The sequence below is a fragment of the Bacteroidota bacterium genome, from assembly GCA_016713925.1.
Taxonomy (GTDB): domain Bacteria; phylum Bacteroidota; class Bacteroidia; order AKYH767-A; family OLB10; genus JAJTFW01.
The window spans coordinates 201655-214471 of the sequence record JADJOH010000008.1; the positions used below are offsets into that span (position 1 = coordinate 201655).

General features: G+C 40.6%; 15 protein-coding genes. 1 reads left to right on the top strand and 14 read right to left on the bottom strand.

Features of this window, described 5'->3' with window-relative positions; translation table 11 throughout:
* Window positions 1-2 precede the first annotated feature (2 nt).
* A complete protein-coding gene (locus tag IPJ86_15275) occupies window positions 3-1538 on the top strand; it encodes a T9SS type A sorting domain-containing protein (protein MBK7888584.1) in 1536 nt (511 codons plus the stop codon).
* A gap of 167 nt (window positions 1539-1705) precedes the next feature.
* Here the strand turns inward: IPJ86_15275 and IPJ86_15280 are convergent, their stop codons facing one another.
* The 14 genes from IPJ86_15280 to IPJ86_15345 all read right to left on the bottom strand — a co-directional run bounded on the left by IPJ86_15280 (window position 1706) and on the right by IPJ86_15345 (window position 12768).
* Complete coding sequence (locus IPJ86_15280) at window positions 1706-2353, bottom strand: DUF2238 domain-containing protein (GenBank protein MBK7888585.1); 648 nt, start codon at window positions 2351-2353, stop codon at window positions 1706-1708.
* Between the two features lie 69 nt (window positions 2354-2422).
* Window positions 2423-2956 carry a GNAT family N-acetyltransferase gene (locus tag IPJ86_15285; GenBank protein ID MBK7888586.1) on the bottom strand — a complete coding sequence of 178 codons (534 nt, stop codon included), beginning with the start codon at window positions 2954-2956 and terminating at the stop codon, window positions 2423-2425.
* Window positions 2957-2976: 20 nt separating this feature from the next.
* Window positions 2977-3345, bottom strand: a complete 369-nt coding sequence (locus IPJ86_15290; GenBank protein MBK7888587.1) for a hypothetical protein — start codon at window positions 3343-3345, stop codon at window positions 2977-2979.
* 368 nt (window positions 3346-3713) lie between these two features.
* Window positions 3714-3929: a hypothetical protein gene (locus IPJ86_15295; protein ID MBK7888588.1), complete on the bottom strand. Its 216-nt coding sequence runs from the start codon at window positions 3927-3929 to the stop codon at window positions 3714-3716.
* A 32-nt stretch (window positions 3930-3961) separates the two neighbouring features.
* Window positions 3962-5113, bottom strand: coding sequence for an IS4 family transposase (locus tag IPJ86_15300; GenBank protein MBK7888589.1), 1152 nt, complete (start codon window positions 5111-5113; stop codon window positions 3962-3964).
* Between the two features lie 547 nt (window positions 5114-5660).
* The gene (locus IPJ86_15305; protein ID MBK7888590.1) at window positions 5661-7421 is read right to left on the bottom strand and encodes a T9SS type A sorting domain-containing protein; all 1761 of its coding nucleotides are present in this window, start codon (window positions 7419-7421) and stop codon (window positions 5661-5663) included.
* 235 nt (window positions 7422-7656) lie between these two features.
* Entirely contained in the window at window positions 7657-8085 is a 429-nt protein-coding gene (gene rpiB / locus IPJ86_15310; protein MBK7888591.1) for a ribose 5-phosphate isomerase B, read from the bottom strand.
* A 379-nt stretch (window positions 8086-8464) separates the two neighbouring features.
* Window positions 8465-9076 carry a flavin reductase gene (locus IPJ86_15315; GenBank protein ID MBK7888592.1) on the bottom strand — a complete coding sequence of 204 codons (612 nt, stop codon included), beginning with the start codon at window positions 9074-9076 and terminating at the stop codon, window positions 8465-8467.
* A 48-nt stretch (window positions 9077-9124) separates the two neighbouring features.
* Window positions 9125-9514, bottom strand: coding sequence for a hypothetical protein (locus IPJ86_15320; GenBank protein MBK7888593.1), 390 nt, complete (start codon window positions 9512-9514; stop codon window positions 9125-9127).
* A gap of 225 nt (window positions 9515-9739) precedes the next feature.
* The gene (locus IPJ86_15325; GenBank protein MBK7888594.1) at window positions 9740-10618 is read right to left on the bottom strand and encodes a T9SS type A sorting domain-containing protein; all 879 of its coding nucleotides are present in this window, start codon (window positions 10616-10618) and stop codon (window positions 9740-9742) included.
* The gene (locus IPJ86_15330) at window positions 10594-11169 is read right to left on the bottom strand and encodes a peptidylprolyl isomerase (GenBank protein MBK7888595.1); all 576 of its coding nucleotides are present in this window, start codon (window positions 11167-11169) and stop codon (window positions 10594-10596) included. Before IPJ86_15330 ends, IPJ86_15325 begins: the two co-directional genes overlap by 25 nt.
* A gap of 143 nt (window positions 11170-11312) precedes the next feature.
* Complete coding sequence (locus tag IPJ86_15335) at window positions 11313-11786, bottom strand: hypothetical protein (protein ID MBK7888596.1); 474 nt, start codon at window positions 11784-11786, stop codon at window positions 11313-11315.
* A 126-nt stretch (window positions 11787-11912) separates the two neighbouring features.
* Window positions 11913-12353, bottom strand: a complete 441-nt coding sequence (locus tag IPJ86_15340) for a hypothetical protein (GenBank protein MBK7888597.1) — start codon at window positions 12351-12353, stop codon at window positions 11913-11915.
* A 19-nt stretch (window positions 12354-12372) separates the two neighbouring features.
* Entirely contained in the window at window positions 12373-12768 is a 396-nt protein-coding gene (locus IPJ86_15345) for a DUF255 domain-containing protein (protein MBK7888598.1), read from the bottom strand.
* Between the last annotated feature and the right edge of the window lie 49 nt (window positions 12769-12817).

Genomic DNA, 12817 nt, shown 5'->3' on the forward strand with positions numbered 1-12817 from the left:
TGATGAGAAAAGTTGTCATAATTGTCCTCTTACTTTTAACCTCCGCTTGTTTGTATGCCCAAAAATACAAAAGGGATGTATGGTGCTTTGGTGATTCGACTGGAATTGATTGGACAAATCCTTCAAATCCTTCTACATTTATTTCAATGAACAGAGGAAGAAGCGGAACGGTAAGTTTATGTGATAGTTCTAATCAATTATTAATCTATGGAGGATTCTATGCAAATGGATTAACTTCACAAATAAAATGTAGGGTTAACAACAGATTTCATACTAAAGTTGAGAATGGCGACTCAATCTTTTTAGAGGAATGGTACCATTCTTTAATTTTAATTCCAAAACCAGGTAATGATTCTGTAGCATTTTTATTCACAAATATTGTTGTAAATGCATTAGATCCTTACGGTCTATATTATTCAATTATAAATTATAAAGCGAACAATGATTCCGGAATTGTTACCCAAAAAAATATACAACTAAACAACCTGCCGGCATTTGATGGTTTAGCTGCTTTAAAGCATGGAAACGGCCGGGATTGGTGGGTAGTATTTAAAGAATACGACCCTACACCTCCTTACACTTTAACCAGTAAGTTTTATATTTATTTGGTTAATGAAACCGGGCCTGCACTTCATCATACACAAACAGTAGTTACTGTCTTTAGTGATGGAGGTGGGCATTCACTTTTTAATATAGATGGCTCTAAATTTTACTTGTGTACTTGGGGGGGCGTTATAGAGTACTTTGACTTTGACAGATGCACCGGACTATTTTCCAACCCTGTAGTAATTGAACCAACAAGAAGCGCTCAGCCTTATCCTTTTTATAATTCATTGGCATTATCTCCTGATGAAACAAAGCTATATGTGTCTGCTTTTTCTCAATTAAGCTCATTAGGAGGAACGGATTCTTTGTACCAGTTTGATTTAACAGCGGCTAATATTTCAGCCAGTAAAACACATATTTATGGAGCTCCTAATACCTATATTGGATTGGGAGGATTAAGAAAAGCACCGGACAATAAAATTTATCTTGCCGCAGCATATGAGAATTATTACCCATATCAGGACACCTCCTACAATGTCTATAACACCCACCTCTCCGTAGTCAACCAACCCGATTCACTCGGCCTCGCCTGCGATTTTCAGCCCTTTAGCTTTTACCTTGGTGGTGCCAGAACCTATTACGGTCTCCCCAACAATCCCGATTACGAACTCGGTTCGTGGGTGGGTTCGCCTTGTGATACGCTGAGCGTTGGGGTGGATGATAATGTAACGGAGCAGCAAACGTTCTTTCAAGCCTGGTATAATAGTGAGTGGAATATGATTCACGTCAACGCTTCTAAACTCAAAGGAAGAGCGGGGAGTTTACGGTTGTTTGATATGGAGGGAAGGTTGGTGTACGAGAAGAAAATTGAGGTGATTGCTGGAGGGTATGTGACGGGAGAGATACCGATGAATGGGGTGGCGAAGGGGGTTTATCTGGTGAATTTAATTTCCGATTCGGAAAGTGCCTCATCCAAGATTATTAAATTTTAGGTGGAGTTGAGATCCTCGTCTTGATAGAAATTATCCTTTTTACCACGGAGGTCACAGAGAGTTCACGGAGCAACACGGAGGAATTATCTAAAAAAACAACTCTATATTCATTTAAAACATTCATCAATTCATCAACTCATTAATTCATCAATTCCCTTTTGTGGTTTCTACTTCTCATACACATTAAAAACTCTTTTCACCACGGTCACAATTGTTGTCGCAAGTATGGCACCCGAGAAGGCCAGCATGATGTCTTTTTGTGCATCCCAGACATCTCCTTGTGTGCCGAGATAGGCATCGCCCTGTGCTTTGAAGAAGACATCGGCTACGGCCCATTCTATTAACTCATAGAAGGCGCTGATGGATAAGGTGATTTCGATGGGCAATACCCACGACACCCATTTCGGATAGGACAACCAGCGTAAAAACATCTCCCGCATGGGATACGCCAACAGAAATCCGAAACTAAAATGTACAATTCGGTCGTAATGGTTTCGTGAGCTGTTGAATGCTTCCTGTAACCAGTAGCCAAAAGGATTTTCGGCATACGTGTATTTTGATCCGTACACGTGCAGGCAGAGATAAATACAAAACAGCAGATAGCTGACATCGCTGAACTGGTAGCGTTTGTAGGTGATGATCAGAAAGGGGAGAAAGAGAAAGACCAGCACGTTCTCGAGAATCCAGTTGCTCATATCCGTGGTGCCAACAAATGTGCTGATCCAGATTAAGCCGAAGACCACTAGAAATAGTTTTAGCCAGATGTTTTGTCCGAAAGGAACACGTGTTTTGGAGATGGCAATAGTGAAGGGCATAATACAGCAGATTTTTATAGCGGTAATATTAGTAAAATCCTCTGGAATAGCAATGGTAACCAAGGGAAGTTAGCTTACTTCGCTCCCGGGATGAAATTGTATGGCATATTGCAATAATTCTTCACCGGTATTTTCATAGATGATACGCTTTTCATAGGACAAGCCGAGCTTTTCCAGAAGCCGGATAGAAGCCTTGTTTTCTTCCAGGGTGATTGCAATGATTCTTTCTAAATGATGTCTTTCTTTTCCATCAGCAAGGACTGCTGCAGCGGCTTCCATCGCATAACCCTTTCCCGTAAATTGTGGAAGAAAAGCAAATCCGATATCCGTCTCTTCCCAGTGATCACGCCGGATTAATCCACAAATGCCCACGGGTGTTTCTGTTTCTTTCAATGCAACAAGATACAGTCCATACCCATATTTTTGATAACTGCTTACGGGTCCGTTGTGAATGTACTTTACCGCATCCGCTATTGTGTGAACATGCCGGTCGCCAATGTAACGCAGCCATCCTTCGGTGTTTAAAAGTTCTACTATGAAGGGCGCATCATTTTCGTTCAATTCGCGAAGAAAAAGTCGGGTGGTATTTAAGAGGATGTTCATCTCAGAAAGGCTCACCGCATTTAGTATTCAATAAACAGTACCAGATTTCTACCACCCTCCCGGAACGCCGCATTCTTCCAATCATAATTATTTACGCCTGAATAGAGTAATGAATCGTTGCCGGGCTGTACCAGAGTGACTTGAAAAGTAGAAAAGAAATTGCTGGGTAATACATGTCCTCCCGAACCTTCAATCGCCGTAAAAATAAAGGTGGTGTCGAAGGGTGGAATGGTGTCCTCCGTTAATAAAATGGGGTTACCAATATAGGAAGCTTCCAGGCGAAGGAATTGATCTCCCTTGTTCACCACATAGTAATAGCCGGTAGTGACCGGTTCCTTGATGGTGGTACAGGCGGAAAAGATCAGTAGGAGTAGGAGAACAGGTTTCATTTTTCTTGCAGACAGTTCTAAGAAGTGATGAAAATAATAAAATTAAAATGAATATACCTTATTTTTCTACAGGTTTTTAAAATTGAAATATCGGAGCAATCCGATGACCAGGTCCTGACTTGTACCTGCATTCATGGGTGAAATTATAAGTTAACAGAATTCAGCCTTTTAGTAAATGGTTTTCTACTTTAACCGCACTAAGAGTAGATACAAAGGAAATTAGAGTAATTAAAACGCCATCCAGAGTAGTAACGATTCCAAACTTAAACTTACCTATGCTGAAGCTTCGGCAGGCAGGCGCTGCGTTCGCGGCGGGTTCGTGGCGGTCGCTGCGCCTGCCTGTCGGCAGCTACTGTTTGGACACATCTTTAAGTGTAATTTGAAGCCAATTTCCATCCTTCATAAATATTCTCAAATTTTTCTACGCCTTTTAGTAATATAATTGGGCCTGGTGGTCTTTGATTTGGATTTCCTTTCCAACCACCCAATCTTCCTATTATCCATGATGCCCATGCTAGTACTTTAGGAGAATATGGGTTTGTTGTGGCTTCAGTTACTTTTAATTTTTGCTCGATTTTTTCCAAGCATTCTATTTCTTTCTCGTCGAAGACGTTTGTTATGGGCTGGCTTTTTCCACTCCATATGCAAGGTAGAGTTGCATCACTTTTAGTGCAGATGCCAACACCAACAGATAGAGTTTTCTAATACCCCATCCATTTTTAAGTTGGGTTTGCTCTATTTTAAATCCTTGCTTCTTAGTCAATCGAAACAACTGTTCAATATACCATCTTTGTTTATAACGTTCAATGATTTTCTCTGCATCTTCACCTGTTCGTACTTCAATTGTAGTGAGAATTCGCCAGTGTATCGGATCCTTTATTTTTACATTACTTTTTTCCTGAACATTTACTACAAATAACTCTTTTGACTTTGGTAATTCCTTGTTAATATATTTCCCATGTGGTCGTTCTAACTCTACTTTGCATACTTTAATTTCGGCTTGTGCTATCCTTGCAATCTTTTGTTTTCTTAAATCTTTAATTATCGGAATGGATAATTGACCGAGCGACTTTGACTTTTTAATGGTTTCATCCATTGAACTTCCATCTGCAAGTTTCCTGTCACTTCTGCTTCTAATTATTAAATCAGTCCGGTCATCCGGCACAGTGCAAAACTGATCATAAATGTCACCTTCACGATCTTCTATTATCGTGATTGTTGCTGCTTCTGATAATATAGCTTTTGAGCTTTCACTCGCTTTTATCCACTTATAGGACTCCTTTTCTTCAATGGGTTGTTGCTTATAAATCCGTGTTGTATTGTTTGACTTATCTTCTTTTCGATGCCATAATTGTACATCGGAATAGCCCAACAAATCTTCAGTTTGGGCATCAAGTACCAAGCTAATATGAGTTAAAAAGCCTAACCCCATTTTGTTGCCAACTAATCCTAAACCGCTATCTTCTTCTATGCTTTCCTTTAGATGCCCTAAACCATAAGAACTACTATCTTGAATTACTAATACATCTTTTCCTTGAACATTTCTTTTACATCGTTTCGTTAGAGAACTGATGAGCTCTGCCTCACTAACGTTTTCATTATCCAAAAACCTGTAAAACCCTTTTTGATCAGCTTCAGTTAACGTGCTACCGTGAACAGAACTTGTTCGAGAAATTACTAAGGCTGAAACAACCTTTCTTGCCCTGTCTTCTAACCTTTTATCGCTCAGTTCGCCTTCGAAATCAATTATATAATTTGGTTTCTTCATAAGGCTAATTTAATACATTTGTGTCCAAACAGTAGCTGTCGGCAGACAGGTTTAAACAGAAGATTTAATTATCAGAATATTCATTTATTCAAAACTAAGATTATTTATAGTCGAAAAATAAAGTTGAATTTCCGGGAAAAACTGATTGTATTCATCTTCAAAAGCTGAGTATTGTTTTCTGCCCTCTTTGCAACCCTTGGACTTCGAAGCTTTAGCGAAGTAGTCTCCATATTACCCTTTGGACATCGAAGCTTTAGCGTAGGTGGGTTAAAAGCCGTAAATATTTTGTTCTTGTCAATCTAAATCCATAAGTAAATTGAAATTGATAACACTGCACTAAAGGTAAAAGTCAGGAAATAAAAATGTATTCATCTTTTATTACAGGTTTTTAAATGTCGTTGCCGGAGCAATCCGTTGACCAGATACCATGAAGAGTCTGCCAATAGATGCTCTGGATTTCGTACATTCATTCGGGCTTGAAAAAGCACCACCCCTTACAAATGATGTTGCAAGGGGTGGTAAGAGGTGTTTGTGGTGTATCCGGAATCTACTCGATAACGACCAGCTTTCTGGAAGTGGTGCTTCTGCCATCATTCACTTTGAGAATATAGATGGCCGGTGAAAGCATGGAAATGTTGATTTGATTGGGTGTTCCGGGATCGGTTGCATTTAATGTAAAAGCTTTCATGAGTTGGCCGGAGAGATCAAAGATGCTGATGTTATATTCGCCTTTTTCTTCAAAGGTGAGATAAACTTCCTTATTTGCCGGGTTGGGGTAGACATCAAAATTATTTTCCGGTTTGGTGGTTTCTTTCTCACTAATGCGGGGTGTACAAGGGCCGGTGATGAAAGTGGTTAGACTGGAGAAGGGAGAAGTTACATCCACGCCGGTCGTATCACAAACCGTGCGCACCTGCCAGATATAAGCGGTATTGCATGTCAGATTATTGATAGTAGTTTTTTTGTTCGTGGAATTCACGAAACGCTTTCTCCAATTGATGGCGGTGGTTTTTTTATACCATACTTCATATTGATCTGCTCCGGGTACAAAGTTCCATTGGAGTACTGCATTCGTAGAAGTGATATTGATGGTGCTGTTTCCGCCAGGACTCACACAGGGTGCAGGTTGATTGATTCTGGCAGTAGCGCCTCCTACAACATAAACATTGTAATCACTGCCCAATGCAAAAGCGGAGGAGTTGCTGCCGGCGGTGACGATGCTCCATGCTGAACTCCCGTTACTATTGACTTTACAAACGGCCATGCCTGTCAATACACCGGCTGCAAGGTAAGCGTTATTGTAACTATCCATCATCATCTGAGCATGGAGGAGAAAATTATAGGTGCTGTCGGCATTTGGATTTGCCCAAAGTATTGCACCGCTGCTATCCGTTTTGAGAAAGGAGGATCCTCCACTCCCTGTATTCGGGAAACCACAGGCAACAGGAGAATTGTCACTACCCACTTCAACACGGAAAGCAGTAAGCGGATAGTTGGATAACCAAATTTGTCCACCGGCAGGATTTAGTTTTCGCAATGCTGTTGAATTTGCAACGGTAGTACTCGCTGAAACCACATAAGTATTTCCGAAAGCATCGCCTGCGGCATCACCAACAGTAAGACTGTTTACACCTGCCAAACTCCATTTATGATTTCCGGATTTTGAAATCTTTGAATAGCCATTGATGTTTCCTGTGATTCCACGGCAAATAATCAGGATATTGTTATCAGGGGTAAATTTAAAATTTAGGGGAGCTCCAATACCGGCTGAATCCAGATAGGTCCAAAGGGTACTACCGGTGGGAGAGAATTTCTTGACTTTGGTTCGCTGGCCTGCAGCACCAATTCCAATACCCAGGACATAGATATTGCCTGAACCATCAATCAAACATTTCTTAGTGTACGATCCATCAAAACTATTTTCATATACATTTCTCCAGAGTAAAGTTCCTGCGGTATTAAATTTCATTACAATACTGGCAGCATTCACGGGATTGGAATAACCGGAGCGTGATGTTCCGGTAACGATAATATTTCCCTGTGGATCTACGGCCACCCATGTCGCTACTTCGTGACGGGTATTGTCGAGGTTGTCAAATTTGGCATCCCATTTAAAATTCCCATTGGCATCACGTTTCGTTAATGTAATGTCGCCGGCAGGATTATAATCCCAGTCAACGGTGAATACATTGTTGTATTTGTCGAGAGCAATACTCACCCCTCTGGTAGGTTCATTCCAATCCACTGCAGCTTGTGATTGTGCAAACAATGGACTCATCAGGATCAGGAGACTTAAGAATAGTTTCATTTGACGGTTATTGGTTAATAATTTCCCGCAAGATACTTGTTGAAACATATTCCGGTCAATGATTCAAAGCTGAATAGGGGTGATAAATATCAGATCGGGTGAAAATACCATCTGAACGGATTATATAAAGGCAATAGTAGCCCTGTTTTTCCAATATTTATTACAACTGCACAAGTATGCAAGAAGGATATGAACTAAAAGGCCCGGTATTTTTTATAAAAGCATGCAATCAAAATTAGCAGGCAATCTTATCCACGCGTTTTTTATGCCTGCCGCCTTCAAATGCCGTAGCTAAAAAAACAGCTACCATTTCCCTGGCGACATCTTCAGAAACAAATCTTGCTGGAATACAGAGGATATTGGCATCATTATGCTGACGGGCCAGTGTTGCAATTTCAGGTGTCCAGCAAAGTGCAGCCCGGATGCCTGCATGCTTATTGGCAGTCATACAAACGCCATTCGCACTACCACAAAGTAAAATCCCCTTGCCATTTTCTTCTGCTTCTACGGCCGATGCCACTGCATGCGCGTAGTCGGGATAGTCTGTACTTTCAGCGTTGTACGTTCCATAGTCGTGGAAGCTGTGGCCAAGGGTGGAAAGGTAGGTTTTTACTATTTCTTTCATTTCGAAGCCGGCGTGGTCGGAGGCGATATTAATCTTCATAGGTTACGAATATACGAATGTCCCATGAAGTGTGATTAGAAAGATGAGCCTTCTCATCTTTCTAATCTCTACTTCATGGGTACGAATATACGAATTGCGAATTGCACGAATACCCGAATAATACGGAAGTACGAATAATACGGAAGTACGAATAATACGGAAGTACGAATAATACGGAAGTACGAATAATACGGAAGTACGAATAATACGGAAGTACGAATAACCCGAAATTACGAATAATACGGAAGTGCGAATAATACGGAAGTACGAATCGTACGAATATTACTGAAGTACGAATTGTGAGTAGAGTGAATGATTGTGGATATGGGAGGCGAGCCTTTGTGCGGGTTGTTAGATAGAAATAAAACGGGTTAATAAATTATGGCTTTGCATAGGGGAGCCTTTTGAGGAAATCGGTTTTGTAATAGGCATCAATACCTAGTGAACAAATACTTCCCGCCTGTGTGAGATGGAGGAAACCATCTTCTTCCATTATTTCGGGAGGAAAGAGGAGATGTTGAATGGACCCGATTATTAAGAAAGTACTGTTGTGTTTGATGGGGATGATTTCCACTAACCCGAGACTATATTTTACTTTGCTTTCTTTCACAAAGGGCGCGGTAATTTCCGGTAAGAATTGGGGAGTGAGACCTACGGCATCAAATTCACTGATATCCTGAGCATATTTCGCACTGGTTTGGTGTGCTTTTTCTATGATGTCTTCCTGGATATGGTTGATGGTGTAGCTGCCTGTAGCTTCAATATTCGCCAGGGTATGAGGAGCTGCTTCTCTTGGACGATTTATAAAACCGACTAGTGCAGGATCCGCTCCCAAATGAATGATATTACTGAAAATGGCGAGGTTGGTATTTCCGTTTTTATCACAGGTTGCAATTAAACTTGCAGGCTTAAAACCACTGATGGAGTTGATCAGGTTGGCACGGTTAAATCGTGAAAAATTATTGAGGTCCTTTAGGGTTATAGTATGCATTCCGAAATGCTGAAACACTTAGATGACGGAATTGTTTCAGTGATAAGATTAATTATGATTACTATAGAATCCTGCATCAGTTGTAGACCCTACGTTCCCCGGCAACTTGATTAATTCAACATAGGGATGCCCTTCTCCTAAATGAGTTAGAATATACCGGTAGGCATTATTTGCTAACTCCGGTGGAAAACCGGTTACAACGCGAAGTTCAACGTGCGTCGTATTATCTTCTTCAGTTTCGATGAAGGCATATACCGCTTCGTAACCTGCAGGCAATTGAAATTCACTGAAGAAATTTTTTAATCCAACAAACTTCTCCCATTGAGCATCATTGGCATGAATGAAATTCTGATTATCACTGTTTTTTACTAACATAAAATGGCATGTCGCTATAGGATAATAGCAATTTTTAATTAAATTAAAGTAGTTCTTTTTCATCTCCGCTGTGTTCGGAGATTTGGATCCTTCCACACCAAAGGTATTAAAAATTGTATAGACAACAAACAAAGTGTCATAAAAGCAAATTTATTTTATAACTGAATATAAGACACTTGCAAAAGTCTCTGTGTCTTTTCCATTCCGAAGCCGAACGAAGACGATTAATCAGAATTGGTGAATGGTGATGGCGTTTACAGGTTAATGATGCATGAAACAAGTAATCGACTACTCTACTAGAAATTTAGCAGAAGAAAATTTATTGCCATTTTTTAGTTCAAGTATGTAGTATCCTTTTTGAAGACCACTAACGTCGATGGGGATACGAAGAACTGCAGACCATGATTTATTGTCTGTATAAACTGCTTTGCCGGTCATATCCCGAACAATAATCTGTACATCTTCCTTAACAGCTGATTTAATATCTGCATATACAAAATCAGTTGCAGGGTTCGGATAAATCGCAGTAATCATATCAGTTAATTCAAGATGTTGAATACCGGTTGCAGTGCCTGTAAGAAAGGTGAATTTCGTAGAATAATATCCGGCAATAGACCCGGTATAGCTTCTGACTCTCCAGTAGTAACGGGTGTTCGCATTCAATGCAGGAATTTGCTGTGAAGTATTCGTTAACCCACTCTGGTTATAGACAATACTGGGAAGAATAAAGGTAGAGGCGGTGGCTACCTGCAGTTGATAATTGTCGGCACCGGGGACAGCCTGCCATTCAAAGACGGGATTGATAAATACATTAACAGAAGAATCAGGAGGGGAGGTTAATGTGGCTGCTCCTGCAACAGTAGTAAATTTCCAGTAAGGGGAGTATACACTTTCATGTCCTCCATTATTTGATTTTACTCTCCAGTAATAAGTGGAAGAGCCGGGTAATGCACTCGCTGTACTGGAATTGGTGCCGGATGTTCTGGATAATACAATATTCGTGAAAAGTGAATCCGTTGCAAATTCGGCGGTGTAGAGAACAGCATCGGCCACCGTGGTCCAGCTAAAAGATTGAGTGTTGGAGATGTTCACAGAATTGTCAGCCGGCGCTGTTAAGTTAACCGGGTCCGGTATCGTATCATTCACCCCTGTAGAAGTGATGAACATGGAAATTTTTGCAGCGGCACATCATTCACATCCCTCGGCGAAAGTACAATGGTATCCACCACTGACATGCCGTTGGTCACCTTGCCGTAAACGGTATAATTTCCATCTAAGAAGGTTGAAGAAGCCACACAAATATAGAATTGCGAGGTGGCGCTATTGGGGTCCGTGTCACGCGCAGCTCCGAGGATTCCGCGCAGATGACGTACCGCGTTGAATTCGGCAGGAACAGTAGGTTGCCACGGTTGGCCCTGTCCCCAGGTGCTGATAGGCCCACTAATAGAGTTGGGGTCACCTCCCTGAATGACGAAACCGGGAACTACACGATGAAAGGCAGTACTGTCGAAAAAATTAACACCCGCCAGACTATCAAAATTCGCTACATGCAGTGGCGCAATCAGCGGGAAGAGTTCAATATGGAAGCTGCCTAAAAAGGTGGTGTCGCGGTAGGTATCAATCCGGTAAACAGGCTTGTCAATGCCGGTTTGAGTGAAGGCAGGTTTTGAAAGTGTAGAGAGAAATAGAATCGCGAGAATGCATTTTAGGTAATTCATGTGCAAGTAATATTTGTATCAAATATATACTTTTATTGGATAGGATGGGTATGAAAAGACCCTTCTGGCGTTCCTTTGTAGTAAAAACCATACGACTTTGTGAATGATTTCTTAAGTTGAAGCAAGTATTTGTTGTAAGATGTTTATTCTGCCGTCAAAGTACCGTCTCCTTCTTTTTTGATAGAAATTAACTTTATTAAATAAGGTTTTAATTTATATTCGTTTTCGAATAGTTGAAACTCAAAAGTCAGTTTGGGGTAGTGGATTTTTTGTTTCGAAATACCTTTTTCGAAATTATCCATAATTGAAACCGGGAATAAATGATCATAACCGGAATAACTTGCTTTTGCCAAATGTATAAGCGTGTCGGGATATAACTGCAATATTTTTGAGGCTAAATCTAATTGTTGGGTCATTGGTTTCCCATTAAAGTTAACGTTCGTAGGGGCTTCCGCATATCTTATATGTGCGATAGGTGTTTTATTCTTTATTTTAGTTATTTTCTTATGGACAGTATCTTGAGATATTTTTTGGTAGGTTATTGCAGTGTCTGCAGACACCGCTTGATTTACTATTTTTATACTAGTATCAGATGTATTAAAAGCAGTTTCATTCACTTTGTCCGGTGTTTGTGCACAAGAGTAAATTAGAAGTAAGGTTGCGATGCAGAGTATTCTCATATGTATTTTGTTCTCAAATTCTTTGCAAAAGAAATCAGATCGAGACAAAGTGATGTTTCACTTTCACTTCTCTTTACTTTTCTCTTTCTGAAAATCAGCCCAGCTTTTCTTTTTATAAATATCGTCTCCGTAAAAGGTGAGGATATCTGCTAAAACAGTTGCGGTAACAAAGAAAGGTATAGCATCAATTAAAACGCCTTGCTCGTCTAACAAGGTGACGGTTGGGAGTATAAAGTTGTTCTTCGTAAATTCGAGAGTGAGAGGGTGAAAAGGGAATTTATCATCCGGTAGTTTTTGATAGAGTTTGTTGTTCCAATATAGAGGTTTTGTATTTTCAGGATTGAAATCAATCAGGGTGAATTTCTCCAGAACTTTTGTAAGTACGGTATCGGTGAACACGGCCCGCTCCATCACTCTGCAGGAATTGCACCAGCCGGTATGCAGGAATACCAATGACTTTTTTGGTGTTTTAAAATTACCATCAAAGACGGCTTCCGGTTGCATCCATTTTAATTTTAAAATTTTATCGTTGACTGGTGGGATACATCAGTTTTCCCTGTAGTAATTTTATGGCCAGGGGATGCGCAGTTTTGGGTTTGGGTGAAGAAGGTACAAAGGTTTCACCTTCAAATGTAATCGTGTCCTTCCCCTCCGCATCAAATTTAACAGGATAGTAATTCTGATTGATGTATGCAGATAGCCCCTGATCGGCATATGTCGTAGCCATCATGCGCTTGCACCAACCACACCAATCAGTGTAAAAATCGAGCAAAATGGGCTTCGGTTGCTGCTTCACCGCTTCCACAGCTTCCTGCAAACTCATCCATTTTACCAGACTCCCATCCTTGTTCTGTGCGAAAGATGGTGAGCCCATTAAGAGGGACAATATTAAGAGAAGGATTTTTCGGTAAGGGGTCATTCTTTGTCTGATTTCTGAAACAAAGATATAAACAAGCTTCGCTTTTGGA

Excerpts from the sequence above, each read along its gene's own strand:
- IPJ86_15305 (MBK7888590.1), bottom strand. The coding sequence starts at position 7,421 with ATGAAACTATTCTTAAGTCTCCTGATCCTGATGAGTCCATTGTTTGCA.
- rpiB (MBK7888591.1), bottom strand. The coding sequence starts at position 8,085 with ATGAAGATTAATATCGCCTCCGACCACGCCGGCTTCGAAATGAAAGAA.
- IPJ86_15280 (MBK7888585.1), bottom strand. The coding sequence starts at position 2,353 with ATGCCCTTCACTATTGCCATCTCCAAAACACGTGTTCCTTTCGGACAA.
- IPJ86_15275 (MBK7888584.1), top strand. The coding sequence starts at position 3 with ATGAGAAAAGTTGTCATAATTGTCCTCTTACTTTTAACCTCCGCTTGT.
- IPJ86_15290 (MBK7888587.1), bottom strand. The coding sequence starts at position 3,345 with ATGAAACCTGTTCTCCTACTCCTACTGATCTTTTCCGCCTGTACCACC.
- IPJ86_15340 (MBK7888597.1), bottom strand. The coding sequence starts at position 12,353 with ATGCAACCGGAAGCCGTCTTTGATGGTAATTTTAAAACACCAAAAAAG.
- IPJ86_15285 (MBK7888586.1), bottom strand. The coding sequence starts at position 2,956 with ATGAACATCCTCTTAAATACCACCCGACTTTTTCTTCGCGAATTGAAC.
- IPJ86_15300 (MBK7888589.1), bottom strand. The coding sequence starts at position 5,113 with ATGAAGAAACCAAATTATATAATTGATTTCGAAGGCGAACTGAGCGAT.
- IPJ86_15315 (MBK7888592.1), bottom strand. The coding sequence starts at position 9,076 with ATGCATACTATAACCCTAAAGGACCTCAATAATTTTTCACGATTTAAC.
- IPJ86_15330 (MBK7888595.1), bottom strand. The coding sequence starts at position 11,169 with ATGAATTACCTAAAATGCATTCTCGCGATTCTATTTCTCTCTACACTT.
- IPJ86_15345 (MBK7888598.1), bottom strand. The coding sequence starts at position 12,768 with ATGACCCCTTACCGAAAAATCCTTCTCTTAATATTGTCCCTCTTAATG.
- IPJ86_15325 (MBK7888594.1), bottom strand. The coding sequence starts at position 10,618 with ATGTTCATCACTTCTACAGGGGTGAATGATACGATACCGGACCCGGTT.
- IPJ86_15320 (MBK7888593.1), bottom strand. The coding sequence starts at position 9,514 with ATGAAAAAGAACTACTTTAATTTAATTAAAAATTGCTATTATCCTATA.